A 26,723-nucleotide genomic window follows, 5' to 3' on the forward strand; every position below is an offset into this window, starting at 1 on the left:
CGAGTTCTTTCCGCTACCTAGGGCATTTTCTATGACCGAAATGCCCTATTTGTACTGGGCTTTTTTATACACTAGCACTGGGGTGAATAGTTACCGATGTTGCATTGAATTATAGTAATATATTTTGTTCAAATTGATAATAGTGACATACTATTAATCAATTGTGTTATAATAAATGTCGAAATCGCCCTCAAAAATAAAAGGGGTATCGGTGGAATCATTTCGAGCGCTCGCTCGATGCTCTTTTACAACTATTCATGGATAGGGATGGTAAACATGGGCAACAAACAAGGAAAAACGGATGTCATTTTAATCGGCGCTGGCATTATGAGCGCGACGTTGGGGACGCTCTTGAAGGAATTGGCGCCCGAGTGGGACATTGTCGTCTTTGAAAGACTGGAAGAGGCAGGAGCGGAAAGCTCCAACGAGTGGAACAACGCCGGGACGGGGCATGCGGCGCTGTGTGAGTTGAACTATACGGTTGAGAAGGCCGATGGGTCGATCGACATCGGCAAAGCGATTAAAATCAATGAGCAGTTTTACGTCTCCTTGCAGTTTTGGGCTTATTTGGTCAACAGTGGTATTCTTCGTGACCCGAAAGATTTCGTCCGTCCGCTGCCGCATATGAGCTTTGTGCAAGGGGAAGACAATGTGGCGTTTTTGAAAAAGCGCCACGAAACGATGGCGGCCAATCCGCTGTTTAAAGGGATGGAGTTCACAGATGATCCGAAAAAGTTGGCCGAATGGGTGCCGCTCATGATGGAAGATCGGGTCGTGACCGAACCGATTGCGGCGACGCGGATCGAATCGGGGACGGACGTGAACTTCGGGGCGTTGACGCGCCAACTGTTTGAACATTTGAAACGGAAGAACGTGGAGATCCGCTACCGCCATCATGTCGAGGATATCAAACGGACAAGCGACGGCTTATGGGAGCTGAAAGTGCGGAATTTGGACACGGGCGCGGTGGAGCTTCATGCGGCCAAGTTCGTCTTCATCGGGGCCGGGGGAGGCAGCCTCCATTTGTTGCAAAAGTCCGGCATTCCGGAAGGGAAGGGAATCGGCGGCTTCCCGGTGAGCGGGTTGTTTATGGTGTGCAACAACCCTGAGGTTGTGGAAAAGCACCACGCGAAAGTGTACGGCAAAGCGAAAGTCGGCGCGCCGCCAATGTCGGTGCCGCATTTGGACACGCGGTTCATCGACAATCAAAAGATGTTGTTGTTTGGGCCGTTTGCGGGTTTTTCGCCGAAATTTTTGAAAAACGGATCGATGCTCGACTTGTTCACCTCGATCAAGCCGCATAACGTCTTGACAATCTTGGCGGCGGGCGTGAAAAATATGGCCTTGACCAACTATTTGATCCAGCAAGTGCTGTTGTCGAAAGAACAGCGCATGCAAGAGCTGCGGGAATTCGTCCCGACGGCAAAAAGCGACGAGTGGGACATCGTCGTGGCGGGTCAGCGCGTGCAAGTGATCAAAGACACGGAAGCTGGCGGCAAAGGAACGCTGCAATTCGGCACGGAGGTCGTTCATGCGGCCGATGGCTCGATCGCGGCGTTGCTCGGCGCGTCGCCAGGCGCATCGACGGCGGTTCATGTCATGCTTGAAGTGATGGAGAAGTGCTTCCCAGAACGGATGAACGAGTGGCGGGCGAAAGTGAAAGAGATGATTCCGTCTTACGGCGAGTCGTTGATGAAAAACGAAGCGCTGTTGCGGCAAGTGCAAGCATCCACAGCCGAAGCGCTCGGATTGAACGGCCACTTTGCGATGCAGTTGGCGTAGGTCCATGCCAATTGCGGCCTGCTGGGGATAGCTTGGCCGTCTGTGAGAAACAGCTGCCTGAAGACGAAGGGCAGCTGTTTTTATTTGCTGTCTTGTGTCTCCAAGGTTATATCCACAGACGAAATGATCTCACTGTAAATTTCCTCTAAAAAAATCAGGAAACGTTAATGACTCAATTGCTTTTTTATGAACGGTTATCATACAATTGTCTCATACACTTTTGAGTTGGATAGGCAAAGGAGTTAATTCCATGATAGCAACTTTGTTTTCTATGGTCTGATCTGAGAGGGGGGTAAGGCTTGGATTCAGGATATTTCCAAAAAGATTATCATTTTGGGAGGGGGTGTTCATGTGAATACCAATTTGTCTTTCAATCAGTCTTCTCCTGAAATAAAACCAAGGACGAAAGCCTATATACCCGTTAAATACAAATTTATAATAGGCCATATCGTTGCATTTTTGTGGCTGTGCTTTAGCGTTTATGTCTCCGTACCATGGGTTTTTGATTTGGCTCATTTGGTAAGTTTTCCGCTCTCTGTAGTGATTATAGCAGGTTTAGCCTATATCCCCGGATATTTGACCGCTTTTTTGGTTGTTAGTTTATTGCTTGATCGCCAGCCTCCGTTGAAAACTGAATATCCAGACAAAGCGGTAACGATATTGATCGCAGCCAGAAATGAAGCTGATAAAATTGAGAACACATTAAAGTATATTGCTAAGCAAGATTACAATGGGGAAATACGTGTGTTATTGGTTGATAATGGCTCAACAGATCAAACAGTAGAGAAAGCGCGCCGTGCGGCAATGAGATTGGGACTGGATGTTACCATTTTGAAAGAGGAGAAACCGGGAAAATTCCACGCGTTAAATAAAGGCCTCCAGCATGTTAGCACCGATTTGATGATAACATTAGATGCCGATACATTGCTTCATCGATCAGCAGTAAGATATTTGATTGCTAGGATAGAGTCGGCTCCAGTGAATGTTTGTGCTGTAGCTGGTGCTGTTTTAGTGAGAAACAGTCGGGAGAACCTTCTTGCTAGAATTCAAGAATGGGATTATTTTCTTGGTATTGCTTCGATTAAGCGAATGCAAGGATTATACCAAGGAACTTTGGTGGCCCAAGGGGCATATAGCTTATATAAGACGGAGGCAATTAGAGAAGTTGGCGGTTGGCCTGATGCCATTGGGGAGGATATTGTCCTTTCTTGGCGTTTGCTAGAAAAAGGATGGAGAATTTACTTTGAACCTCATGCGGTGGCGTTTACGGATGTTCCGGTTTCTTGGGTACATTTTTGCAGACAACGATCTCGGTGGGCAAGGGGAATGATCGAGGCGTTGAAGGTTGTAAAACCGTGGCAGCAACCACAATTGTTTGTGAAATACCTCACGATGGTGAATTTGTTACTCCCTTATTTAGACACCATCTATACTTTATGTTGGTTACCGGGATTAATTTTGGCCTTCTTCGGTTATTATTACATTGTTGGCCCGATGACGTTGTTGGTTGTACCGCTGACGTTGATCGCGTATTGGGTTCTATACCGATATCAAAGATCGGTGTTCCGAAAATTGGATCTCAAGATCAGAAGAAATAGAATTGGTTTTGTCGTCTTTGTCTTGTTTTACCAAATGATCATGTCCCCAGTCTCATTTTGGGGATATATACAAGAGTTAGCTCGGTTAAGGAGAGTTTGGAAATAGGGAGGAGGGGACAGTGCGATGAGGTGGGTGTCGGCTTTGGAAAAGCGCAATTTTTTAACATCGTTTTTGCACAATCATCGCTTAAAGCATCCGGATGCCCGATTTGTGCTCAAGTATTTGCTTCAGCACCCCCATTTGCTTGAGAACGTCCATTTTACAGAAACCGAGCAAAAGCAAGCGCGGTGGCTCATCATCTCAACCGCGATGGCGGAAGAAGAGGGGCTTGTGTTTTATCGACGCGGTCAAAAAAGCACGAGTTTGGCCGCCATTATGGGCGATTTGGCGCTGCATCCGAACGAGCCGCTTTATTTGACGCTTCATTTTCCAGGAAAGGCAAGGAATTTTTCGTACCTTCGGCTCATTGATCACCAAGCGTTTGAAAACGTCCGGCGGCATGAGCGCCATGAGAAAATGGCGAAAGCGGCCGAGCAAGTGCTCGATGAAGCGTTGAAACGCCATGAAGTGTCGATTTTGAAGATGCAAATCGATCAAGCGCTTGACCGCAAAGATATGGAGCTGTTTCACAAGCTGACGGAGCAGTTGAAAAAATATGAAGGACAAAGCTGACAAAACACGGTCAGCTTTGCCCTGACGGTGAGAAAGGGATATCAGTCGCTGCGTTGGCTATTGTCCATATCGTGGAAGCTCCGTTGTTGCTTTTTCTGATCCCCTCATTGAACGATCGGTGCGACGGCGCTTGCTGCGTCATAATCGCTTGGGTCGAGTTCCGTCGGCAGGCCGATGACGAGTTTCGCCAACTCCTTTCCTAAATACGGGCCGACGGTGAGACCTGAGGAGCCGAGCCCATTGGCGATATACACCCCAGAAAAGCCCGGAAGCGGTCCGAAGATCGGGAGAAACCCAGGCGTGCGCGGGCGAAACCCGACCTGTGTTTCCACGTAGGTGCACGCCGACAGCCCTGGCGCGACGGCGAGCGCTTTGTCCAGTATTTCGTGGATGCCGCCGGCGGTGGCGCGGACATCCATCCCCGCTTCATCTTCATGGGTCGTTCCGATGATGATTCGCCCTCTAGGGAAGGCGAGCATATACTGATTGTTCGGCGGCATGACGACCGGCCATCGGCCAGTCTCGCCTGCCAACCATTCGAGATGAACGATTTGTCCTTTTTGTGGAGTGACGGCAAACCGAACGCCCAGCGGCTCAAGCAGTTCGCCAGCCCATGCGCCGGCTGTGACGATGACCGCTTCGGCCGTGTATTTCGCTCCATTGACTTCCACGCCGATGACGCGGGAGCCTTCAAACAGGATCTGGGCGTTTCCGCGGATGTAGGCGGCGCCAAGCTTTTGGGCCGCGTTTGTGAGGGCGTCCCGCACCGCCCGGCCGTTCACTCGGGCGGCGCCGCTCACATATAGGGCATGATGCTCACCGCCAAGCGGCGGAAACAGCTCCTTCGCCTCATGGGGATGAAGCCGCACGATCTCTCCCATTTCCGGCGCGTCTTCGCGCCGTTTGCGAGCGCGCTCCTCCATTTGTTCCAGTTTCTGTTCGTCTGTATGCAGGCAAAGCGCCCCGACGCGCGCATAACCGGTGTCCGTTTCCCCGAGCGCTTGCAGTTCTTCGATGAGGGAGGGGTAAAACTTCGCTCCGTTTTTGGCCAATCGGTACCATTTTTGGTTGCGGCGCTGCGACAGCCAAGGGCAGACAATCCCCGCCGCCGCACCGGTCGCCTGCCCTTTGTCGCCGCGGTCGATGATGATCACGTTTGCGCCTTCCTTGGCCAAATGGTAAGCGGTCGAGGCCCCTAAAATGCCGGCTCCGACGATGATGTACTTCATTCATGAACACCTTTTCCTTTTTTCTACTAGCATACCATAGACGGCGCCAATCGGGAACCGGTGTGGGCCGGCCCGAAAGCCGGCAGGCGTCAAAAAGGCGCCCGCGTCAAACGGTGTTCGGCATATTTTTTCCGTAAAAGATCTCATCCATTTCCCTTCTCAGCTTGGCGGTTGTTTCATTCGCTTCTTGTTCGCTCAAATCCTCTTTTGCATAGCCAAATAAGTAGTTGTCCAAGTCAAACTGTTTCAACTTGCATTTTGTGTGAAAAATATTCTCTTGGTAAATGTTTACGTCGATCATATCGTACTTTTCGCGAATGTGCTCCGGGATATAATCTTGAATCGACGTAATGTCATGGTCGATAAACAGCTTGTATCCGTGAATGTCGCGCGTAAATCCGCGCACGCGGTAGTCGATGATCATAATGTCGGCGTCAAATGAATGAATCAAATAGTCGAGCGCTTTGAGCGGCGAAATTTCCCCGCATGTGACGACATCAATATCGGCGCGGAACGTGCTGATTCCGTCATTCGGGTGGTATTCTGGGTATGTATGGACGGTGATATGGCTTTTGTCAAGGGAAAGCACCACCGCCTCCGGCAAAGGGCCGTCATCTTCGGGCACCTCGACGACCGGCCCCTCGGAAACGAGCATCGTCACGCTCGCGCCCTGCGGAACGTAATCTTGTTTGGCGATGTTTAACACATGGGCGCCGATCATGTCGGCGACACGTTTTAAAATATTCGTCAGCCGTTCGGCATTGTACACGTCGTCAATGTATTCGATATACGCCTCCCGCTCCTTCGCCGTTTTCGTATAGCAAATATCGTACATATTGAAGCTGAGCGATTTCGTCAAGTTGTTGAACCCGTGCAGCTTGACGCGCGGTGTTTCGTTCATCGACGGGACCCATCCTTTCGTTTTTTCTTAATTTGTCCCGTTGCTGGCGAAGATAGTAATTTTTCATTTGAAATGGAAGAAAATAGAATATGGACTTGCCCTAATGGTCTATGGCCATTTCCGGGAAGCGTCCGCTTCAGCTTGCCCGTTTCGCTTGATATTCTTGAATGACCGACCGGACAATGTGAAGGGAGTCCCACTCCTTCGCCGAAAAAAAGACGATCGGATATTTTTTCGGGAAAAGCGTTTCTTGAATTTGTTTCGGCGGCATGCCTTTTTCGTATAAATCGATGATGTTGCCTTGAAGTTCAAGCAAGTAATCGAGTTTTCGCTGCAACGCCTCACGCCCGTTCGGGAGATAGCCGGCATGGGCGCAAAAGACGTCACCGAAATCGTACGTCAACACGTGTTGCAAGGAGGCGATGATCGTCGGAATGTCCTCCTCACGCAAGATGACTTTCGTTTTCTCTTGGCAGTATAAGTCGCCGCTAAACAGCTGCCCCGTTTCGCGGTTCAAAAAGACGACATGATCGATGGAATGACCCGGCGTGGGAATGACGTCCCACGTTGCGCTTCGCGAGGAAAACGTCGCGCCGATCGGTTTGGCAACGAACGGGTCGCGCTTGCCCCAAAACACTTTTCGGTATAGCGGATAGTCTGCTTTTTGGCGGCAGTAATCGATCATCCGCTCGTTCATGTAAATCGGCAGTCCCATTTTCCGCTGCAAAAACGCCGCGCAGCCGGTATGGTCTTCGTGATAGTGGGTGATGACGACTTGATCGATGTCTTGGTGTTGAAAAAACGAGGTGAATTCGTGTTCCATTGATTTGGCGCCGGTGTCAATCAGCACTCCATCGATGACAAAGCAGCGGACGGTGAGGCGGACGCCTTGAAACATCGCCGTTCCTTTGGCGATATGCACGTTTTGAACCACTTCTGTTTCAAACCGTTTTTTGATCACTTTCTCGATCAGCATGGCGAACGTGCCTCCTTATTGGTGTGAGGATGTTGTTACCATTATACCACAACAGAATGAATGTTCATTCATTTGTTATTGGCGTTTCACACCCATCATGTGCTTGATGGGATGGAGAAAAGCGATGCTACAGTTAAGCTTACTTCAATCAAGCGTCTGTGAATATCCCCTCTTTTGGGGGATTGAACGTTTGATCAAAAGGAACGATTCGGAAATATGCAGGGGATGGTTTTGCGCAACTTGTATGATAAAATGATAGAAGATCGTATCGGAATGCGGATGCAATGGATGGACATTTGCGCCGACGCCTCCAATGGAGGACCGTCCATATTTCCGACAGGTGAGAAGGGGATGTTCATGAAAACCGTTATTCACGCTTTCGTCATTTCGATCATCGTTCATGTCGTGTATTTGGCATCCACCATCGGCATAGGATATTGGAAAACGAAGCTTTACAAGCCCGATGTGGAGAATGCTTGGGAGAAAGCGGCCATGCTGCAAAATGAAGTGGTGTTTGGCCACACGGGGTCGCCGATTTTGTATTTGGTGTCGTTTGTTGGAGTGGCGGCGGTCGTTGCTTTGGTAATGCATGTGTACCAAATGGTTCGCGGCTGACAAAAGGAAAAAAGCCGGTCTCGACGGGGAACGAAACGTGTTGGGGCGGCTTTTCCGATTTTAGACGTTAATAGCCGTCCATCCGGCATCGGCGACGATCACAGCGCCGTTTAGAAAACTGGCATCGTCGGAAGCTAAAAACAGGGCGATGTTGGCGATTTCCTCTGGTCTCCTGCGTGAGGTTTGAGGGCGGCGTCTGCTAAGGGTGCTCATGTTTGCTAAGGATAAAAAAACGCTGCCCGCAGCCGGCTCAATAAGTTGGCTGCGGGCTGTTGTTAATCAAAGTAAATACAGAAAGATAGAAGCGATAATGCCGACATAGATGAAAGTGATTGTCGTAAAGCCCATGATGTCACGGATGCGCAGGCCAGCGATGGCGAGAAGCGGGATAGCCCAAAACGGCTGGATCATGTTGCTCCACTCGCCCCAAGCGACGGCCATGACCATTTTGGCTGGATCGATTCCCATTTCCAAGGCGGCGGGAAGAGCGATCGGCGCTTGTACGACCCACTGGCCGCCGCCCGATGGGATGAACAAGTTCAAGAATCCGGCTGACCAAAAGGTGAATAGCGGCAACGTTTCAGCTGTCGAAAACTTGGTAAAGAAATCAGAAAGCCATTGCGCTAGTCCGGACGACGACATCATGCCCATGATTCCAGCATAAAACGGGTATTGCAAAATAATTTGGCTGACGCTGTTAGACGATTTGACAAGGCCTACCCCGAGTTCGCGCACATTTCCAAACAGCAACAAAGCGAATGTTAAAAACATAAGGTTGACGGTGTTTAAATCAAGAGAAAAGCCGTTTTTTGAAAAATGCATGATCAAGTACACGAGCCCAAGAATGCCGGCAGCCAGCGTGATTAAACGGCTTTTTTCAATTTTGTCGTTGATGAAGTTGGCTTGTTCTTGCGGCTCTTCAATCGAATCTTCCAATAAGGCTGGATCGATAAGAAAACGATCTTCTTTTCTGGCAGGGTGGATGATCTTCATGATAAAAGGCAACGTGAAAAAGACGACGAGAATAATGGCCATATTGACCGCTGAGAAAATAGTTTCCGATGTTGGGATAATGCCAATCTGTTTCTCAAACACATGCCCTTTGGTGGCGACGAATAAAGCGGCAGAGGATGACAAGCCGCCTTGCCAAATGACAAATCCGGAGTATCCAGCTGCAACAAGCACGCGATAGTCAACATCCCGCACTTTCCTTGCCACGAGCTTGGCGATAATGCCGGCGACGACGAGGCCGAACGCCCAACTGATGAATGAAGCAGCAAGCGATGTAAACGTGACAAGCAAAATGGCAGAATTGGGCGAGTGACATTTGCCGGCAATTTTTTCGAGGAGCCGGGAAACAGGCTTTGTCAATGCCAAAGCATAGCTCATGACAAAGGTGGTAATGACTTGGGCGGTGAAGGCGAGCAGCCCCCATAAGCCTTCACCCCAATAGGTGATCATGTCGGCCGGGCTTTTTCCGTTGATCAATATTCCGCCTAAAAATGTCACAAACGTCAGAACAACGGCGAAGACGAACGAATCGGGGAGCCAGCGTTCGGCGATTTTGGCGAAAAAGAGTGCCAGTTTGGCCATCCAATTGTTGTCCTGCCTTTCGATCCCGACATTCGTCTGTGCTTTTGCTTCCATACGGCGTCAGCCTCCTTCACAAATGTATAATTCGTTCCGCTCTTTACGGCGAAAACGTTTATAAGGGACGGAGCAACAAGATGAAACAAATTCAACAGCAAATTTGGTAACGCTTTCAAAACAATGCCTTTCACACTGCCTGTTTCTTCATTTTTGTTGGTCCGCCAACGACATTTCCACCAGCTTGTTCTTTAAAACTTTCCCCCCTGGATTGCGCGGGAGCTGGTCGATCAACTCAACCTGTTTGGGCGTTTTAAATTTCGGAAGGCGCTGGCGGGCGAAAGCGATGAGCTCCTCGGCGGTCAGCGTGTTTCCCGGTTTGGCGACGACGTACGCTTTTACCTCTTCGCCGAATACAGGATCTTTTACCCCGACCACTGCAGCTTCGAGCACTTTCGGATGGGCGTATAGCACGTTTTCGACTTCAACGGAGTAAATTTTCTCTCCTCCGCGGTTGATCACGTCTTTTTTTCGGTCGAGGATGTATACAAAGCCATCTTCGTCTATACGGGCAATATCGCCTGATTTCCAGTAGCCGTCTTCGGTGAATGAAGCGATGTTTGCTTCCGGGCGGTTCCAATATTGTTGGATGACCATCGGCCCTTTAATGTACAGCTCACCAGCTTCTCCTGGCTTGGCCGTCTCGCCGGTTTCAGTGACGACTTTGATATCGGCAACGGGCACGGGCACGCCGACGGAGTCGGTTTTATCGTCCGGATACTGTTTGGGCATGATCGTGGTTGGCGAAGTGGTTTCTGTCGCCCCGTAGGCGTTGTGTAAGAAAGCGTTCGGGAAGCAGCGCCGCAGCCCGCCGATCGTTTCTTTTGACATCGGGGCTCCGCCGTAGGCGACGATGCGCACGAAATCGTAGGAGAAAGTATGAAACAACGAATGCGACATCATCATAATGTACATCGTCGGTACATTAAACAAAAAGTTGATGTTCTCTTGCTGGATGAGCCGGATGGCAGTCTCTGTTTGGTAGCGCTCCATCAAGACAACTGTTCCGCCGACAAGCAGCATATGCAACAATTGCCCGATCAACCCGGTCACGTGAAAGAGTGGAACGGCGACGAGCGTGCGTGTTGTATGGTCGGTTTGCAAGACAAATTGGTAGCTGAGGCAGCTGTGAATGGCGTTAATATGGCTGCCGACCGCCCCTTTCGGCAACCCGGTCGTTCCGGACGTGTACATAATGTAAAGCGGATCGGTTTCCTCTGGCGGCGTATCAAGCTGCGTTTCGCCGGCTGTGCGCTGGAGCAGCTCTTCATGGAAGGAATACAGGCGCTTCTCAGGATCATGTCCATCAGTCAAGTAGCAATATTGGATCAATGGGTCGCGGGCCAGCCAGTCTTCAAGCGGGCGCACGAATTCCCGGTTCGTAATCAGCATTTTCGCACCGGCATCGGTCATCATGTAAATCAAATCGTTGGCGGTCAACCTCGTGTTCAGTGGCACGAAAATGGCCCCGATTTTGGCGCAAGCCAATGCGATGAGCACAAATTCGATGTCGTTGCCGAGCAGCAGCGCAACGCGATCGCCCTTGCGCACGTTTTGTTCCACGAGGCGGCTGGCTGCTCGGTCGACGAGCTGCTTCAGTTCGGCATAACAAAGCCGTGTTTCCCCTTTTACGAGCGCTTCGCCGTCGGGAAATGTGGCGGCCGAGCGGGCGAGCATCTCGTAAACGTTTGCCGGCCGTTCAGCAAACAGCTTGACAGTCCGTCCATATAAACGTCCTTCTACAATCATCGAATCCCTCCCTGCAAATTATTTCGCTGTCCAGCCGCCGTCGACGTACAAAATGTGCCCGGTGATGTAATTGGCGGCGTCGGAGGCGAGAAAGACGACCGGTCCGGTGACATCTTCCGGCTCGCCAACGCGGTTGAGCATTGTGCTGTTGACGATATTTCGGTACCGTTCTTCATCTTGAAGCCAAGCGCTGGTCATCGGCGTTCGGATGTAGGCAGGGGCGATGGCGTTCACATTGATGTTGTAAGGGGCAAGCTCGTTCGCCCATACTTTTGTCAATTGGTTGATGCCGCCTTTGCTGGCGGCGTAGCTCGTTTGAAACGGCATTCCGACCCCGCCGAAAATGGATGAGATGTTGATGATTTTCCCATATTGCTGTTTGATCATTTGTTTGGCGGCGGCCTGGCCGACAAGGAAAATGCCTTTTAAGTTCGTGTTTAACACCCGGTCCCAGTCGTCCTCCTCGATGTCAATGAGTGGCTTGCGAATATTCATGCCGGCGTTGTTTACTAAAATGTCAAGGCGGCCGTGCTGCCCGATGACGCAGTCAACCATACGCTGAACATTTTCTTTGTCGGTGACATCGGCTTGAACCCAGGAGCAGGAGAACCCTTGACCGGTGATTTCCTCTGCTGCTTTTTGCAAGTCGGCCATATTTCGGCTGGCAATGACAACGTGGGCTCCATGGGCGGCCAAGGCGCACGCCATGGCGAAACCAATGCCTTTGCTGCCGCCGGTGACAAGGGCAACTTTGCCGTCAAGACGGAAGGACGGAAGGCGGCTTATATCCATCCACAACACCTCTCTCCATGGTCGAGAATTTCGGTCTCCACCCATATATTTGCAACTTGCATGCCAATCACAAAGAATACAGGAATGTTCACAAAATTGTTCTATTTTTGGTTCATACCGGTCCTGTCGGACGATTCCAGACGGAATCAGTGATGAAAAAACGAATCAACGTTGTCAAATGCCGAGCCGCTGCATCTTTTTCACCAAGGCGGACTGGCTGATGCCGAGCACTTGGGCTGCTTTTCGTGTCGTCTTGTATTCGGAAATCGCTTTCAAAATCAGTTCTCGTTCCAGATTGCGGACCATGTCTTTCAGTGTTTTTGACGCTTGTTTCATCTCCAATGATGTGGAATGGGAAAAAGGCAAGTGTAGAGCTGTGATGTGATCGGTTTCCGTTGTAATGACGAGCCGTTCGATTAAGTTCTGCATTTCCCGGACATTCCCTGGCCATGCATACGACTTCATGGCTAGCAGTGCATCATCGGTGAATTGTTTATGGAGGCGATATTTTTGATTAACTCGCTCTAAAAAATAATGGGCGAGCAAAGGAATGTCTTCTTGGCGTTCCCGCAGCGGCGGAATGTGAATCGGGATAATGTTCAGACGATAGTACAAGTCTTCGCGAAACTTCCCCTGCTTGACGAGAGACTCCAAATCTTGATTGGTCGCAGAGATGACACGCACGTCAATTTTGATCGTCCTCCGCCCACCGATTCGTGTCACTTCGAACTCCTGCAGCACACGAAGCAGTTTTCCTTGGAGCGAAAGCGGCATTTCTCCGATTTCGTCGAGAAAGATCGTCCCAGTGTGCGCTTGCTCGAACAAGCCTGGACGGCCCCGGCTGTCTGCCCCAGTGAACGCGCCTTTTTCATAGCCAAACAGTTCTGATTCAATCAACTCTTTCGGAATGGCGGCACAGTTCACTTTAATGAACGGTTTATCGGAGCGGGGGCTCCATTTTTGAATTAAGTTGGCGATGACTTCTTTCCCGACGCCCGATTCCCCAAGCAGCAGCACAGTCGAGTTGAATGGGGCGATTTTTTGGGCTAAATGGATGACCCGCAGCATGTTTGGGCTGTTGGCGATCACCCCTTCATGGCGGATTGTGTCCTCGCGGTGCTGATATACTTTGATTTGTTGCAAATATCGATCGGCCAGCGCCTTTGTCTTCATCAATTCCTGCTCCAAATGTTTTAGCGCTGATATGTCGCGCAAGTTCGTCACCACATAGGATACATCGCCGTTTTCGTCAAAAATCGGATTCCCGGTTACCAACAAATCTTTCCCATTGACATGTTGGATGATCGTCACGCGGCGTTTTTCCTGCAGTACTTTCAGGGAAACGGATTCGGATATAATGCCGTCTTTGACAACATCTTTTAGATGTCGACCGATCAACTGATCCTCGGTAATGCCGGTCACCCGGGTGTACGCTTCGTTCATTTTGATTCCGTAGCCGCGTTTGTCGGCGATGAAGATCGGATCATAGCTCGCGTTGATTACGTTTTCGTACAAGGCCAGTTTTCCTTTCAGTTCATGAACTAGGGCCTCCAGTTCGCGAATGCGGGCTTGCAGTTGCGCCAGTTCTGTAATAATGATCCCTCCTCTTACTAGAATTCTATCGTTTCAATCTTTATAATATTATAACTGTTCTGATGATTTTTTTCATCGTTTTTGCGTGTCCTAAAGGCGCCGGAAGCTTGTTTTGGCTGGCACAGAACATGCATACAACATGGGGCAAAGAGGGAGAGGGGTGAGTGTGATGTACAGCTTTCGGCCATCAGCGGAACAGCAGGACATGATCGAAAAAGCCGCTGCGTTGATGGAGGAATATGTGTATCCGAATGAACGGCACTTCGTCCCGCACCGGGGATTGCCGGAAGACATATTGAAGCCGCTTCAGCAAAAGGTGAAAGAGATGGGGCTCTGGGCCGCCCATATGCCGAAAGAGGCCGGGGGAGCGGGGCTTGGTTTTGTTTCGTTGGCGCTGCTGTCTGAAATTGCAGGGCGGAGTCCGGCCGGCCCTTACGTGTTCGGATGCATGGCGCCGGATGCGGGAAACGCCGAGATATTATGGCATGCCGGAACGGAGGAGCAAAAGCGGAAATATTTGTATCCCCTCGTCAACGGGGACATTCGCTCCTGCTTTGCCATGACTGAGCCGGAAGTGTCCGGGTCAGATCCGAAGCAGCTCCGGTCTGCGGCAGTGCTTGATGGGGACGAATGGGTCATCAACGCCCATAAATGGTTTACCACGGGGGCGGTTGGTTCAACTTTTTCGATTGTCGTGGCCAAGACGGATCCCGACGCTCCGCCTCACCGGCAATTCAGCTTGCTGATTGTTGAGCATGACAATCCCGGTTTTGAAATCGTTCGAGAAATCCCAGTGATCGGCGACCATTTTGCAGGCGGTCATTGTGAAGTCCGGTATACGAACTGCCGCGTGCCGAAGGAAAATTTGTTGGGGCCGCGCGGGGCGGGGTTGGAACTGGCGCAGCTGCGGCTCGGAACCGGGCGCATTACCCACGCGATGCGCTGGGTCGGCATCGCCCAAAGAAGTCTAGACTTGATGATTGCCTACTCTTTGAAACGAGAAACGCGCGGAAAACGGCTGGCGGACCACCAAACGATCCAGAATTTCATCGCCGATTCGGTCGCGGAAATCGAAGCATTTCGTCTAATGACGCTGAAGGCGGCGTGGCTGATGGACAACGGGCAAGAAGCGAAAAAAGAAATTTCCATCATCAAGTTTTTCGGAGCTAACGTGTTGCACCGTGCGATTGACCGAGCGATTCAAGTGCACGGCGCCCTTGGCGTGAGCGGAGACACACCGCTTGAAGGATTTTACCGCGAAGCGAGAACAGCGCGGATTTATGACGGCCCGGACGAAGTTCACCGCATGGTCGTCGCCCGTTCGATGATCAAGGAGTTTGAACAAAACCAGAAAGAACAAATCAACGCTCGGTATCTGTGATCGTTGAACGGGCGGATGCAAGCAGCCCCCGCGGTCGACGGCGTGGGGGCCCCTTAGTCAGTGTCATGACTGATGAACATACTCATTTCCGCATGGTGTTTCCGGTTAGCCATTTAGGCGTGCAGCTGGATAAAGCTGTAATGCTAGAGGATCGACTCGATGAGCCTTTTCTTTGTGTCTTTCGCATACAGCTTGATGTTCATCTGTCGGCCGAGGTTGATCAACTCATTTTTTTAGTTATGACAAAAAATGTATTGTTTCTTCTCAGTCCATTCACTGCCATTGCGGAATAGGGGTGGCTAAACCGTCTCCGAGGACGCCGTGAACATTTAGGCGAAGCAGCTGTTGCATCGGCTGTTTCGCTTTTTTATGGAATTGACGCTCTGTTTTACCCATACATTTATGGAAGGAGAGCACAAAATAAGGGGGGAAGAGCGTGCAATTTTACTACGGCCCACACATGCCGCTGCGCGTTTTGGATGAGATTGAATTCTGGAAGCGCCAAGAGGAAGAACATACGGTCGTCATTCGCGAGCTTGCGTCTGGATTGGAAGCGCCATATGTAGAAGCGTTGAAAAAATGGGAGGAGGCGCTTTCGGCTGCGCATCAGCACGCGGTCCGTTATATCGAATCGGTGGTTCGGGCCGGCCATTATGTTCCTGAACAACTGCATCAACAAGTGCTCCATTTTGTGTCGTACTGCCTAGAGCAGAGCCTTCAGTTCATTGAATTATGCCGGCACATCAAAACCCGCAGCAAAGCTGTCAGCCAAAACCCGACCGCCAAGGTGGTGCTCGATCACATCATTCGCGAATCGGAGTATTTTGTCGGCATCGCGCAGTTGTTGCTGTACGGTACTCATTCGGCATTGGCTGCACTGCGGACAGATTCATCGGCGACGTCATAGAGGCAATGTAGTATAATGGAATGGGGTACTTCCAATCTATTATGAGCCACGAGGGGGACATAGCTGTGATTGTCACGACCACCAATACCATTGAAGGAAAACAAATTGAAGAGTATTTGGGCATCGTAGCGGGAGAAGTCATTTTGGGCGCCAATGTCGTCCGCGATTTTCTCGCCAGCATCACTGACATCATCGGCGGGCGGAGCGGAACGTATGAAAGCAAGCTGGCCGAAGGGCGGGAGATGGCGATCAAGGAGATGGTCAATAAGGCGAAGCATCTTGGCGCTAACGCCGTCATCGGGGTGGATCTTGATTTTGAAACGCTGCGCGATGGCATGATGATGTGCATTGCGACAGGGACGGCGGTGCGGGTGAGATCGTAAGAAAAAAAGCAGAGGGTGCTCCGCCCTTTGCTTTTTTTCTTTGCTCGTGCATGACGGATGTTTATGGAGTTGGGCAGTTCGAAAGAGGATTGACAGAAGAAAAAAAGCAGGTTATGATTCACATATATGAACAAATGCTCATATGTTAAAATGAGAGGGAACGATGATGAAGGCAGAAGATCATTTGTTTTTAGATGAAAGCGTCGTGGAGGAAGTGTCGAAAATCTTTAAAGCGTTGGCGGATCCGACGCGGATGAAGATGTTGTATTTGTTGTCGCAGGAAGAATGCCATGTCGGCCATATTGCGGAAGTGCTCGGCATGTCGCAGTCGGCCGTTTCCCATCAACTGGCGCTGCTTCGGGCGCTGCGGCTTGTCAAATATCGCCGTGAAGGGAAATCACTGGTGTATTCGTGCGATGACGATCATGTCATTTCGCTGCTGAGGCAGGCGATTGATCACGCTCAACATCCATAAAAGGGAGAGAAGAACGATGCATCATCATGAACACGGCCATTGCGGCCACCATCACGGGCATCATCATGGCTTGGGCAGAGAGGGGAGCCAAAAAGGGCTGGCGGCCGCTCTTGTCATTACCGTCGGGATTATGGTTCTGGAGTTTGTCGGCGGGCTTGTGACGAACAGCCTTGCTCTTCTTTCGGATTCGGGGCATATGCTGAGCGATGCTGCTTCGCTTTTGTTAAGTCTGTTGGCGGTGTGGTTTGCGGCGAGGCCTGCGTCGCCGAAGAGGACATATGGATTTTACCGGTTCGAGATTTTAGCGGCGCTCGTAAACGGGGTTGCGTTGGTGGGGATTGCCGCTTGGATTATTTGGGAAGCGGTCGCGAGGTTTGTGAATCCACCTGCTGTCGCGAGCGGGCCGATGATGGCCATTGCTGTCATAGGGTTGCTGGCTAATTTGGCAAGCGCTTGGGTGTTAATGCGCAAAGGGGATGTCAAAGAGAACGTCAATGTCCGCAGCGCCTATCTTCATGTGCTTGGCGATGCGTTAGGCTCGGTCGGGGCGATCGCGGCGGGGCTTGTCATCTGGCTGTTCGATTGGTACGCGGCTGATCCGCTCATTTCCATTGCGGTGTCGGTGCTGATTTTAAAAGGGGCATTGGCCGTGGTGAAACAGACGGTGCATATTTTAATGGAAGGAACGCCGGCGGCGATTGACCATGGGGAAGTAAAAGCGGCGCTCTCCGGCATTGATGGCGTGATCGATGTGCACGATTTGCATATTTGGACGATCACCTCGGGGCTTGATTCGTTAAGCTGCCATTTGCTCATTGAGGAAGGTTGCGATGGGCAGGCGGTTTTGCAGCGGGCGATTGATTTGATCGAGACGCGCTTTCACATTCGCCATGCGACGATTCAAATCGAAATGCCGCATATTCGCCATGGGGAGATGGAAGTATAGGGGAGGGCTGCCAAGCTTCTCCCCGTGTTTTTTAGGATCTCCAATTGTGTTGCAACGTTTCAAGGAAGATACGTACATTTTGCTTGTTTTCCATAATCGGTGCACAAATATAGGAAAACATTCGGTAAAACGGTGGATGGTTCAAGTGAACGATGGACAGATGGCCGTGCTCGATGTCGCGGGCGACGACGCTGCGCGACAGCAAGGACAGGGCGTTGCCGTTGATCAGCGTTTCTTTAATGCCTTGGTTGCTGCTGATGATCATGAGCGATTGGATTTTCAGCCCGTTCGAGCGGATGAAATGATTGAAATATTCCCTTGTCCCCGACCCGACTTCGCGCGCCACCCACGCCTCGTTTTGCAGCTCGCTGATCGTGACTTCGCCTTTTTGCGCCAAGGCGTGCCGCTTGGAGGCGACGATGACGAGCTCGTCTTGCATAAATGGATGAACAGACAGTTCCTTTTCGTTCGTTTGCCCTTCGATCAAGCCGATGTCGACTTGATACGATTTGACGAGTTCGACAATTTCTTTCGTGTTGCCGATCATCACCTCAAGCTCCAATTCTGGATAGCGCTTTTGGAAATCGGGCAAAAGCGGCGGCAAAATATACTCCCCAATCGTAAAGCTGGCGCCGATGGTCAATTTGCCTTTCACCGAATGATGGTGCTCCAAAATGTCTTGCTTTGTTTGTTCATAGAGCGCCACCATTTGTTTGGCGCGGTCGTACAACAGCTCGCCCGTCGGCGTCATGCGCAGCCGCTTCGGGGAGCGGATGAACAGTTTCGTCTGGAACTCCTTCTCTAAATTTTTAATGTGCAAGCTGACACTTGGCTGGGATAAATGGAGAATTTCCGCCGTCTTTGTGAAATTTTTCACTTCTGCTAACGTAATGAACGTCTTCAACTCGTCGTAATACATTGGCCAACCCCTCGCATGCAGCCTGACTGTTTTGTTGCGAATCATTATTAGTGATGTTAATAGTTTTAATAATTTATATTTATTTTACTAATGTTTTGTTTTGCGGTAAAGTGTAAATATGATATTTTGGATAAAGTATACTTTGTTTATAGGGATTAATGGAATTTGGCGTCCGCCCATGATGGCGGGTTAAGCAACGCCAATCGATTCCATCTTATTTTTATATTGTGAGGTGGACACCGTTGCAGCTGCAAGTAACCAACAGTCCGTTTAGCCAGGAGCAGATTGAGCTCTTGAACCGTTTGTTGCCGACGTTGACGCCAGCGCAAAAATTTTGGCTGAGCGGGTATTTGGCCGCTGCCGAGGCGGCGGTTGCCGTTTTGGATGCCGAAGCGCCAGCGCTGTTTGCTGGAAGCAGCAAACCGGTTTCGAAAGAAGTTACGGTATTGTACGGCTCGCAAACCGGCAATGCACAAAAGTTGGCTGAGAAAGCCGGCAAAGCGCTCAAAGAGCGTGGGTTTGAAGCGAAAGTGTCGTCCATGCTTGACTTTAAGCCGAATGAATTGAAGAAAGTCGAGACGCTGCTCATCATCGTGAGCACGCATGGGGAAGGCGATCCGCCAGACAACGCGGTGTCGTTTTACGAGTTTCTCCACAGCAAACGGGCGCCGAAGCTGAATCATTTACGCTTTTCCGTCTTGGCGCTTGGCGATACGTCGTATGAACATTTTTGCCAGACGGGGAAAGATTTTGACAAGCGGCTCGAGGAGCTCGGGGGAGCGCGGTTTTATCCGCGCGTCGACTGTGACGTCGACTACGAGGAAGCGGCGGCGAAATGGCTTGACGGCGTGCTTGCCGAGCTGAGCAAGGGGATCAATGCCGAGGCCGCGCCAGTGTTGTCGGCCGCTGCGGCCGTGCCGAAAGCCGAACCGGCGGTCGTCTATTCGCGGAAAAATCCGTTCCCGGCTGAGGTGCTGGAAAACATCAACTTAAACGGCCGCGGATCGAACAAAGAAACGCGCCATCTCGAATTGTCTCTTGAAGGATCGGGGTTGAAGTATGAACCGGGCGATGCGCTTGGCATCTTCCCGAAAAACGATCCGGAGCTTGTCGATCTCATCATTCAAGAAATGAAATGGAACCCGGAAGAAACGGTGACGATCGACAAAGACGGGGAAGTGCGGTCGCTCAAAGAAGCGCTCACGTCCCATTTTGAAATCACCGTGTTGACCAAAGCGCTGTTGCAAAAGCTTGCGCCGCTGTCGAAAAACAGCGAGCTTCAAGCGCTCGTTGCCCCAGGCAATGAGGCGAAGCTGAAAGAATACGCCAAAGGCCGCGACTTATTGGATGCGTTCCGCGACTTCGGCCCATGGGATGCGGCGCCGCAACAAGTCATCTCGATTTTGCGCAAAATGCCGCCGCGCCTGTATTCAATCGCGAGCAGCTTAGCGGCCTATCCAGATGAAGTGCACTTGACGATCGGCGCGGTCCGTTATGAGTCGCACGGCCGCCTGCGCAAAGGGGTGTGCTCGACGTTCTGCGCCGAACGCGTCCAAATCGGCGATACGTTGCCGGTCTTTGTGCAGCCGAACCCGAATTTTAAGCTGCCAAAAGACCCATCGACGCCGATCATTATGATCGGTCCAGGCACTGGGGTTGCGCCGTTCCGCGCTTTTATGCAAGAGCGCGAGGCGACAGGAGCCAACGGAAAATCGTGGCTCTTTTTCGGCGACCAACACTTTATGACCGACTTCCTGTATCAAACCGAATGGCTCGCATGGTTGAAAAGCGGTGTGCTGACCAAAATGGATGTCGCCTTCTCTCGCGATACGGAGAAGAAAGTGTATGTGCAGCACCGGATGATTGAACGAAGCAAAGAGCTGTTCGGCTGGCTTGAGGAAGGTGCTGTCGTCTACGTATGCGGCGACAAACAACACATGGCGCGCGACGTTCACCAAACGTTGATTGAGATTATCGAAAAAGAAGGCGGAATGAGCCGTGAACAGGCGGAAGCGTATGTCACGGAGATGCAAAAGCAAAAACGATACCAACGCGACGTCTATTAATCTCAAAGAAGGAGTGGAATCGGAAATGGCGAAAGTCGAGTTAAAAGCGCCGGACGGACCGCCAAGCGATGTCGAGCGCATCAAGCAGGAAAGCCGTTACTTGCTCGGCACGCTCGCGGAAACGATGGAAGACCCGCTCAGCGCAGGAATTCCAGAGGATGACAACCGGTTGATGAAATTCCACGGCAGCTATTTGCAAGACGACCGCGACGTGCGCACCGAGCGGCAAAAACAAAAACTGGAGCCTGCATACCAGTTCATGGTTCGCGTCCGCACGCCGGGCGGGGTGGCGACGCCGGAACAGTGGCTTGTCATGGATGAGCTCGCCCGCAAGTATGCGAACGGCACGTTGAAGCTGACGACGCGCCAAGCGTTCCAATTGCACGGCATCTTAAAATGGAACATGAAAAAAACGATGCAAGCCATTAACAACGCGCTGATGACGACGCTTGCGGCCTGCGGCGACGTCAACCGAAACGTCATGTGCAACCCGAACCCGTACCAATCGGAAGTGCATGCGGAAGTATATGAGTGGGCAAAGCTGATCAGCGACCATTTGTTGCCGCGGACGCGGGCGTATTATGAAATTTGGTTGGATGACGAAAAAGTGGCCGGCACGCCGCAAGTCGACGGTGAGGAAGAACCGATTTACGGCCCGACGTACTTGCCGCGGAAATTTAAAATCGGAATCGCTGTCCCGCCGTCCAACGACGTCGACGTATTCTCGCAAGATATCGGGTTGATCGCCATCGTGGAAGACGGCAAACTCGCCGGTTTTAACGTCGCCATCGGCGGCGGCATGGGGATGACCCATGGGGACAAAACGACGTATCCGCAGCTTGCCAAGGTGATCGGCTTCTGCCGGCCGGATCAAGTGGTCGAGGTGGCGGAGAAAATTATGACCGTTCAGCGCGACTACGGCAACCGCTCATCGCGCAAACACGCCCGCTTTAAATACACGATCGACCGCCTTGGCCTTGAAACGGTGAAAGAAGAAATTGAGCGCCGCCTCGGCTGGAAGCTCGGCGAAGCGCGCCCGTACCATTTCGAGCATAGCGGCGACCGCTATGGCTGGGTCGAAGGCGTCAATGGGACATGGCACTTCACACTCTTTGTCGAAGGCGGACGCGTCAAAGACTACGACGATTACAAGCTGATGACCGGCCTGCGCGAAATCGCCAAAGTCCATACCGGGGATTTCCGGCTGACGCCAAACCAAAACTTGGTCATCGCTAACGTCACGAGCGAGAAAAAGCCGGAGATCGAGGCACTCATCGCCGAATACGGCTTGACCGATGGCCGCCGGTACACCGCCTTGCGCCGCAACGCGCTCGCCTGTGTCGCCTTGCCGACGTGCGGCTTGGCGATGGCGGAAGCGGAGCGCTACTTGCCGAAGCTGCTTGATAAAATCGAGGAGATTATCAACGAAAACGGTTTGCGCGACGAAGAAATCACGATCCGCATGACGGGCTGTCCGAACGGCTGCGCCCGCCACGTGCTCGCAGAAATCGCCTTCGTCGGCAAAGCGGTCGGAAAATACAACATGTACCTCGGCGCTGCGTTCAACGGCACGCGCCTTGGCAAACTGTACCGCGAAAACATCGGCGAAGAAGAAATTTTGCGCGAACTGCGCGTCCTCCTATCCCGCTATGCGAAAGAGCGTCTTGACGGTGAACATTTCGGCGACTTCGTCATCCGCGCCGGCATCGTCAAAGAAGTGACGGATGGGACGAATTTCCATGATTAAAGTGGTCAGGGTGAAATGGAAACCAGCCTCTCCTTGTTTAGGGGAGGTTGGTTTTTTGTTGCTTTCATGCAATGGCTTCGGTGTTTTGTTCATTGTAGCCGCATTCAATCAATATTAGGTTGTAATAAAGGATTTCCGATCTCCATGTCCTATCTTTATCACTTGAAAAGCTGGCACGGTGACAAAAAGAGCGAACAATGCTATGTAAAAAAGTTGCAACTTATATAATTCACAAAATATTTCAACTATATTATAGTAGTGTTATGAACTTGTATTTTTCAGATCATGACCAGGGGCAAACATTTTTTCCAAGATCGTATGCAGCGATCACGTGAATGGAAAGGGGGAGAAGATATTATGAAGATGGGAACAGAAAAACAAACATACTTGAATTACATCAATGGCGAATGGATTCATTCCTCCACTGGAAAAATCGAAGCCAGCCTTAACCCAGCCGACATCGATGACATCGTCGGCTATGTCCAAGAGTCTAGTGCGGAAGATGTAAACGCCGCGGTGGAGGCGGCGCGGCGGGCGCAGGCGGCATGGCGGAAGTTATCCGGCCCGAAACGCGGAGAGTATTTGTTCCGCGCGGAGGAATCGAAGAAGGGGCGACGCTCGTTTACGGAGGCCAACGTTTGACGGATGGGGAACGGGCAAAAGGGTTTTATGTGCAGCCGACCATCTTTGAAAACGTGTCGCCCGACATGACGATCGCTCGCGAGGAAATTTTTGGCCCCGTGCTCGCGTTGATCCAAGTCGATACATTCGAGGAAGCGATCACGCTGGCCAATGACACGCCATTTGGATTGAGCGCCTCGATTTTCACGCAAAATATCGGCAAGATGCTCGCGTTCATCCAAGACATCGAGGCCGGGCTCGTCCGGATTAATGAAGAAAGCGCAGGAGTCGAACTGCAAGCGCCGTTTGGCGGGATGAAGCAGTCGAGCTCCCACTCGCGTGAGCAAGGGCGGGCAGCCATCGAGTTTTTCACGGCGATGAAAACGGTGTTGGTCAAAGGATAAGAAATGGAGCAAAGTTCGCTGCCGTTTAGGCAGGGCGCTTTTTTTTAGCGTCAAGCCATTGGTGAAGGCGATTGTCGGCGAGCAAACGGTTTGCTTACAAAAAAACGATGAAAAATATTGACAATGATAATTTTTATCAATTAAAATATGAAATGTGAAAATGATAATCCCTCTCTTTTTAGGGTTTGGGCAGGAGCATGGTTTTCAAAAGAATGGAGTGAGATGTGGTGGCCGCATGCGGACAGAATGGCTTGACTTGAAAAGAACAGCGATTGAGGAGATGCCAGCTATCTTGGCGGTGCTGGTTGCTTCTCAACACAAGCAGAATTTATCTTTTTAATTAGGAAAGATAATCAATATCATAATTGCACCTGTAAAGCAATTGAGTCTGGACATGGCATCGTCATTCGACTTGTATGATGGGATAGAACGGGAGACAGGATGAGAAAACATGAAAAAATGGATGGTGCTTCTTGTTGTTTTGGCTGCGGCATCATTGTTTGTCGGGGTGCATGATTTATCGCCTCGCGAGCTGTTTGCCGGCGACCGTGAGGCGTGGGAAGTGTTTTTGATCAGTCGCTTGCCGAGGCTCATCAGCATTCTGATCGCCGGGTCAAGCGTGAGCATTTGCGGCTTGATCATGCAGCAGTTGAGCCAAAACCGATTTGTGTCGCCGACGACGGCGGGAACGATGGATTGGGCGCGGCTTGGCCTGTTGGTGTCCATGATTGCATTCGCTGCCGCAGGGCCGCTTGTGAAGGCGGCTATTGCCGTTGTGTTTGCGTTTGTGGGGACGCTGCTGTTTATGACGGTTTTGGATCGTGTGAAGTATAAAGATTCGATCTTTATTCCGCTCATCGGCTTGATGTTTGGCAATATTGTCGGTTCTGTCGCGACGTTTTTGGCTTATAAATATGATTTGATTCAATCGATGTCCGCATGGATGCACGGCGATTTTTCCGTTATGATGCAAGGACGTTATGAAATGCTGTATGTGAGCGTTCCGCTCATGGCAATCGCTTATGTATACGCCAATCGGTTTACGATCGCCGGCATGGGGGAGGAGATGGCGACGAACTTAGGGGTTCGCTACCGTTCGATTGTCTACACTGGTCTCCTCATTGTCGCTGTTGTTTCTGCTGTTGAGGTGTTGACGGTTGGGACGCTGCCGTTTTTAGGGCTGATCGTTCCGAACATCGTCACGATGTATTATGGGGATCATTTGCGCAAAGTATTGCCGTTGACAGCCATATTTGGCGCTTTGTTTGTGCTGATTTGCGATGTATTTGGCCGAGTCGCCATTTATCCATACGAAATTCCGATCGGCTTGACGGTTGGAGTAATCGGAAGCGGTGTCTTTTTATATTTGCTCGTAAGGAGAACGAAGCAGTATGTCTAATCGGATGAAAGTGGTTGTGCTCGTGGTATTGGCGCTCGGATTGATCGTGTTGTTTTTGTTTACACACTTGCGAGGGGATTTTGACTATGTGTTGCGCTCGCGGAGCGAAAAGATTGTCGCGATGGTGCTTGTCGGTTGGGCGGGGGCGGTTTCGACCGTCTTATTTCAGACAATGACCAATAATCGTATTTTAACTCCAAGCATTATCGGGCTTGATTCCGTTTATATGCTTGTACAAACTGCTGTGGTGTTTTTGTTCGGTTCGACGACGTTGACCATGATGGGCAACACCTTGCACTTTCTCTTGTCTGCTGGGTCGATGATCGGTTTTTCAGTTTTATTGTATTCGTTTTTGTTTCGCCGTGAAGGGCAAAATTTATATTTCATCTTGCTTGTTGGGATGATTCTTGGTACGTTTTTCCAAAGTATGACGTCTTTCATGCAATATTTGATTGACCCAAATGAATTTTCCATCATTCAAGATCGAATGTTTGCGAGCATCAACAATATAAAAACAGACTTGCTTTGGCCGGCAGGCCTGCTCATTGCGGCTGCGACATTGTATACATACCGTCATCTTCACGAGTTGGACGTGCTGTCGCTCGGCAAAGATCATGCGATCAATTTAGGCGTGGCGTATGAAACGGTCGTCAAACGGCTGCTGATGATTGTGGCGGTGTTGGTGTCGGTTTCGACCGCGCTTGTTGGTCCCATCATGTTTTTCGGATTGATAGTCGCCAATGTGGCGTATGCGTTTTTTCAAACGTATGAACATCGTTATTTGCTTGCAGGAGCGGCGCTGTTCGGCATCATCGCCCTCGTTGGCGGCCAGCTGGTAGTCGAGCGAGTGTTCACCTTTTCGACGACGTTGTCTGTCATTGTCAACATGGTCGGAGGCATCTATTTTCTATATCTTTTGTTAAAGGAGCGAAAAGCATGGTAGAGGTGAAACAAGTATTGAAGCGATACGGTGGGAAGACCGTGATTGACCGTGTATCTTTATCTGTTCCACGCCGCAAGCTCACATCGCTCATTGGCCCGAACGGGGCGGGGAAAAGCACGCTTTTGTCCATGATGAGCCGCTTAATTCCAAAAGATGGCGGAGAAATCTGGATTGAAGGAAAGGAAATTGCTCGTTATCGGACAGAAGAGTTGGCGAAAAAAATTTCCATTTTGAAGCAATCCAACCACATTGCGGCTCGCTTGACGGTACACGAATTGGTGTCGTTCGGCCGCTTTCCATATTCGCGCGGCCGCTTGACGCGCCAAGATCGCGACTATGTGCGTGAGGCGATCCGCTATATGGAGTTGGAGCCATTGCAAGACCGCTATATGGACGAGTTGAGCGGCGGACAGCGGCAGAGAGCTTATATCGCGATGGTGTTGGCGCAAGATACGGATTATATTTTCTTGGACGAGCCATTGAACAATTTGGATATGAAACACGCCGTGCAAATGATGGAAGTGTTGCGCAAGCTGGTCGATGAGCTTGGCAAAACGATCGTGATGGTGATGCACGATATTAACTTTGCCTCCTGTTACTCCGATTATATGGTCGCGTTAAAAGATGGAGCGGTCGTCTGTGAAGGGGATGTTTCATCGATCATGCGCGATGAAGTGCTTCGCGGCATTTATGATTTGGATGTGCGCGTGCAGACGATTGAAAATCGGCGCATCTGTGTGTATTTTTAGCAAATTCCCATGAGAAAGCGTCCATCTTGACTAGTGAAAAAGCGGGCTGTGGAAGCCTATGGGCATGCTTGGTGAAGAGCTCCGTCTCGGATTCAAACATGGGACGGGGAGACGCGATCAAAGTCAAGTATGTCAACTACCCCCACTTAGCTAACGCTTGAAGTGGGGGCTTGCAACTCCCCAGAAGTACAAGCGGACTTCGTCCTCCTTCCTTGACTTGGGGTTGCA

23 protein-coding genes and 2 pseudogenes are annotated in these 26,723 nt (G+C 50.8%); 16 read left to right on the forward strand and 9 right to left on the reverse strand.

All coding sequences use genetic code 11. The features are described from left to right. The first annotated feature begins 267 nt into the window (after positions 1-267). The 3 genes from CV945_RS12390 (at position 268) to CV945_RS12400 (ending at position 4,053) form a co-directional block, all read left to right on the forward strand. A complete protein-coding gene (locus tag CV945_RS12390) occupies positions 268-1,782 on the forward strand; it encodes a malate:quinone oxidoreductase (RefSeq protein WP_198518512.1) in 1,515 nt (504 codons plus the stop codon). A 351-nt stretch (positions 1,783-2,133) separates the two neighbouring features. Beyond that, positions 2,134-3,486 carry a glycosyltransferase family 2 protein gene (locus tag CV945_RS12395; RefSeq protein ID WP_100659885.1) on the forward strand — a complete coding sequence of 451 codons (1,353 nt, stop codon included), beginning with the start codon at positions 2,134-2,136 and terminating at the stop codon, positions 3,484-3,486. Between the two features lie 18 nt (positions 3,487-3,504). After that, positions 3,505-4,053 carry a YpiB family protein gene (locus tag CV945_RS12400; RefSeq protein WP_100659886.1) on the forward strand — a complete coding sequence of 183 codons (549 nt, stop codon included), beginning with the start codon at positions 3,505-3,507 and terminating at the stop codon, positions 4,051-4,053. A 104-nt stretch (positions 4,054-4,157) separates the two neighbouring features. Here the strand turns inward: CV945_RS12400 and CV945_RS12405 are convergent, their stop codons facing one another. From CV945_RS12405 to CV945_RS12415, 3 genes are all read right to left on the reverse strand, one after another. Next, on the reverse strand, positions 4,158-5,282 hold the full coding sequence (locus CV945_RS12405) for an NAD(P)/FAD-dependent oxidoreductase (RefSeq protein WP_100659887.1): 1,125 nt from the start codon (positions 5,280-5,282) through the stop codon (positions 4,158-4,160). Positions 5,283-5,388: 106 nt separating this feature from the next. After that, a complete protein-coding gene (gene speD / locus CV945_RS12410; protein ID WP_044745791.1) occupies positions 5,389-6,183 on the reverse strand; it encodes an adenosylmethionine decarboxylase in 795 nt (264 codons plus the stop codon). 136 nt (positions 6,184-6,319) lie between these two features. Next, a complete protein-coding gene (locus CV945_RS12415) occupies positions 6,320-7,159 on the reverse strand; it encodes an MBL fold metallo-hydrolase (RefSeq protein WP_100659888.1) in 840 nt (279 codons plus the stop codon). Positions 7,160-7,516: 357 nt separating this feature from the next. Between CV945_RS12415 and CV945_RS12420 the strand changes: the two genes are divergently transcribed. Then, positions 7,517-7,774 carry a hypothetical protein gene (locus CV945_RS12420; RefSeq protein ID WP_015374580.1) on the forward strand — a complete coding sequence of 86 codons (258 nt, stop codon included), beginning with the start codon at positions 7,517-7,519 and terminating at the stop codon, positions 7,772-7,774. A 60-nt stretch (positions 7,775-7,834) separates the two neighbouring features. Here CV945_RS12420 and CV945_RS12425 read toward each other — a convergent pair. The 5 genes and pseudogenes from CV945_RS12425 to CV945_RS12445 form a co-directional block, all read right to left on the reverse strand. Continuing rightward, positions 7,835-7,945 (reverse strand): annotated as a pseudogene (locus CV945_RS12425) (SDR family oxidoreductase); the annotation flags it as partial. Between the two features lie 108 nt (positions 7,946-8,053). After that, the gene (locus tag CV945_RS12430; protein ID WP_015374581.1) at positions 8,054-9,421 is read right to left on the reverse strand and encodes a short-chain fatty acid transporter; all 1,368 of its coding nucleotides are present in this window, start codon (positions 9,419-9,421) and stop codon (positions 8,054-8,056) included. Between the two features lie 147 nt (positions 9,422-9,568). Then, a complete protein-coding gene (locus CV945_RS12435; RefSeq protein ID WP_100659889.1) occupies positions 9,569-11,170 on the reverse strand; it encodes a class I adenylate-forming enzyme family protein in 1,602 nt (533 codons plus the stop codon). Between the two features lie 18 nt (positions 11,171-11,188). Next, a complete protein-coding gene (locus CV945_RS12440; RefSeq protein ID WP_100659890.1) occupies positions 11,189-11,962 on the reverse strand; it encodes an SDR family NAD(P)-dependent oxidoreductase in 774 nt (257 codons plus the stop codon). Positions 11,963-12,136: 174 nt separating this feature from the next. Then, positions 12,137-13,477: a sigma-54 interaction domain-containing protein gene (locus tag CV945_RS12445; protein WP_015374584.1), complete on the reverse strand. Its 1,341-nt coding sequence runs from the start codon at positions 13,475-13,477 to the stop codon at positions 12,137-12,139. Positions 13,478-13,724: 247 nt separating this feature from the next. Here CV945_RS12445 and CV945_RS12450 point away from each other — a divergent pair, with 247 nt between their 5' ends. The 5 genes from CV945_RS12450 (at position 13,725) to CV945_RS12475 (ending at position 17,647) form a co-directional block, all read left to right on the forward strand. Then, positions 13,725-14,936: an acyl-CoA dehydrogenase family protein gene (locus CV945_RS12450; protein ID WP_100659892.1), complete on the forward strand. Its 1,212-nt coding sequence runs from the start codon at positions 13,725-13,727 to the stop codon at positions 14,934-14,936. Between the two features lie 436 nt (positions 14,937-15,372). Further along, entirely contained in the window at positions 15,373-15,843 is a 471-nt protein-coding gene (locus tag CV945_RS12460) for a DUF2935 domain-containing protein (RefSeq protein WP_100659894.1), read from the forward strand. Between the two features lie 65 nt (positions 15,844-15,908). Beyond that, positions 15,909-16,226: a YbjQ family protein gene (locus CV945_RS12465; protein WP_033025186.1), complete on the forward strand. Its 318-nt coding sequence runs from the start codon at positions 15,909-15,911 to the stop codon at positions 16,224-16,226. A gap of 166 nt (positions 16,227-16,392) precedes the next feature. After that, positions 16,393-16,701, forward strand: coding sequence for an ArsR/SmtB family transcription factor (locus CV945_RS12470; protein ID WP_025951296.1), 309 nt, complete (start codon positions 16,393-16,395; stop codon positions 16,699-16,701). A gap of 16 nt (positions 16,702-16,717) precedes the next feature. After that, entirely contained in the window at positions 16,718-17,647 is a 930-nt protein-coding gene (locus CV945_RS12475; RefSeq protein WP_015374587.1) for a cation diffusion facilitator family transporter, read from the forward strand. Positions 17,648-17,678: 31 nt separating this feature from the next. Here CV945_RS12475 and CV945_RS12480 read toward each other — a convergent pair whose 3' ends face one another. Beyond that, positions 17,679-18,566: a LysR family transcriptional regulator gene (locus CV945_RS12480; protein ID WP_063329839.1), complete on the reverse strand. Its 888-nt coding sequence runs from the start codon at positions 18,564-18,566 to the stop codon at positions 17,679-17,681. A gap of 242 nt (positions 18,567-18,808) precedes the next feature. Between CV945_RS12480 and CV945_RS12485 the strand changes: the two genes are divergently transcribed. The 7 genes and pseudogenes from CV945_RS12485 to CV945_RS12515 all read left to right on the forward strand — a co-directional run bounded on the left by CV945_RS12485 (position 18,809) and on the right by CV945_RS12515 (position 26,495). Next, complete coding sequence (locus CV945_RS12485) at positions 18,809-20,632, forward strand: assimilatory sulfite reductase (NADPH) flavoprotein subunit (RefSeq protein ID WP_100659895.1); 1,824 nt, start codon at positions 18,809-18,811, stop codon at positions 20,630-20,632. 25 nt (positions 20,633-20,657) lie between these two features. Continuing rightward, positions 20,658-22,379, forward strand: coding sequence for an assimilatory sulfite reductase (NADPH) hemoprotein subunit (gene cysI / locus CV945_RS12490; RefSeq protein ID WP_100659896.1), 1,722 nt, complete (start codon positions 20,658-20,660; stop codon positions 22,377-22,379). A gap of 363 nt (positions 22,380-22,742) precedes the next feature. Then, on the forward strand, positions 22,743-23,021 hold the full coding sequence (locus CV945_RS17305) for an aldehyde dehydrogenase family protein (RefSeq protein WP_232722143.1): 279 nt from the start codon (positions 22,743-22,745) through the stop codon (positions 23,019-23,021). Continuing rightward, positions 22,976-23,404, forward strand: a pseudogene (locus tag CV945_RS12495) (aldehyde dehydrogenase family protein); the annotation flags it as partial. The gene CV945_RS17305 and the pseudogene CV945_RS12495, both read left to right, overlap by 46 nt. 451 nt (positions 23,405-23,855) lie before the next feature. Continuing rightward, on the forward strand, positions 23,856-24,803 hold the full coding sequence (locus CV945_RS12505) for an ABC transporter permease (RefSeq protein WP_033017398.1): 948 nt from the start codon (positions 23,856-23,858) through the stop codon (positions 24,801-24,803). Continuing rightward, positions 24,796-25,746, forward strand: coding sequence for an iron chelate uptake ABC transporter family permease subunit (locus tag CV945_RS12510; protein ID WP_100659897.1), 951 nt, complete (start codon positions 24,796-24,798; stop codon positions 25,744-25,746). The genes CV945_RS12505 and CV945_RS12510 overlap by 8 nt, the downstream gene beginning before the upstream one ends. Further along, positions 25,740-26,495 (forward strand): iron ABC transporter ATP-binding protein, encoded by a 756-nt coding sequence (locus CV945_RS12515; RefSeq protein ID WP_060787964.1) that lies wholly within the window; start codon positions 25,740-25,742, stop codon positions 26,493-26,495. The genes CV945_RS12510 and CV945_RS12515 overlap by 7 nt, the downstream gene beginning before the upstream one ends. Positions 26,496-26,723: the final 228 nt, after the last annotated feature.

This window comes from Geobacillus sp. Manikaran-105 (assembly GCF_002809955.1).
GTDB classification, from domain to species: Bacteria; Bacillota; Bacilli; order Bacillales; family Anoxybacillaceae; genus Geobacillus; species Geobacillus thermophilus.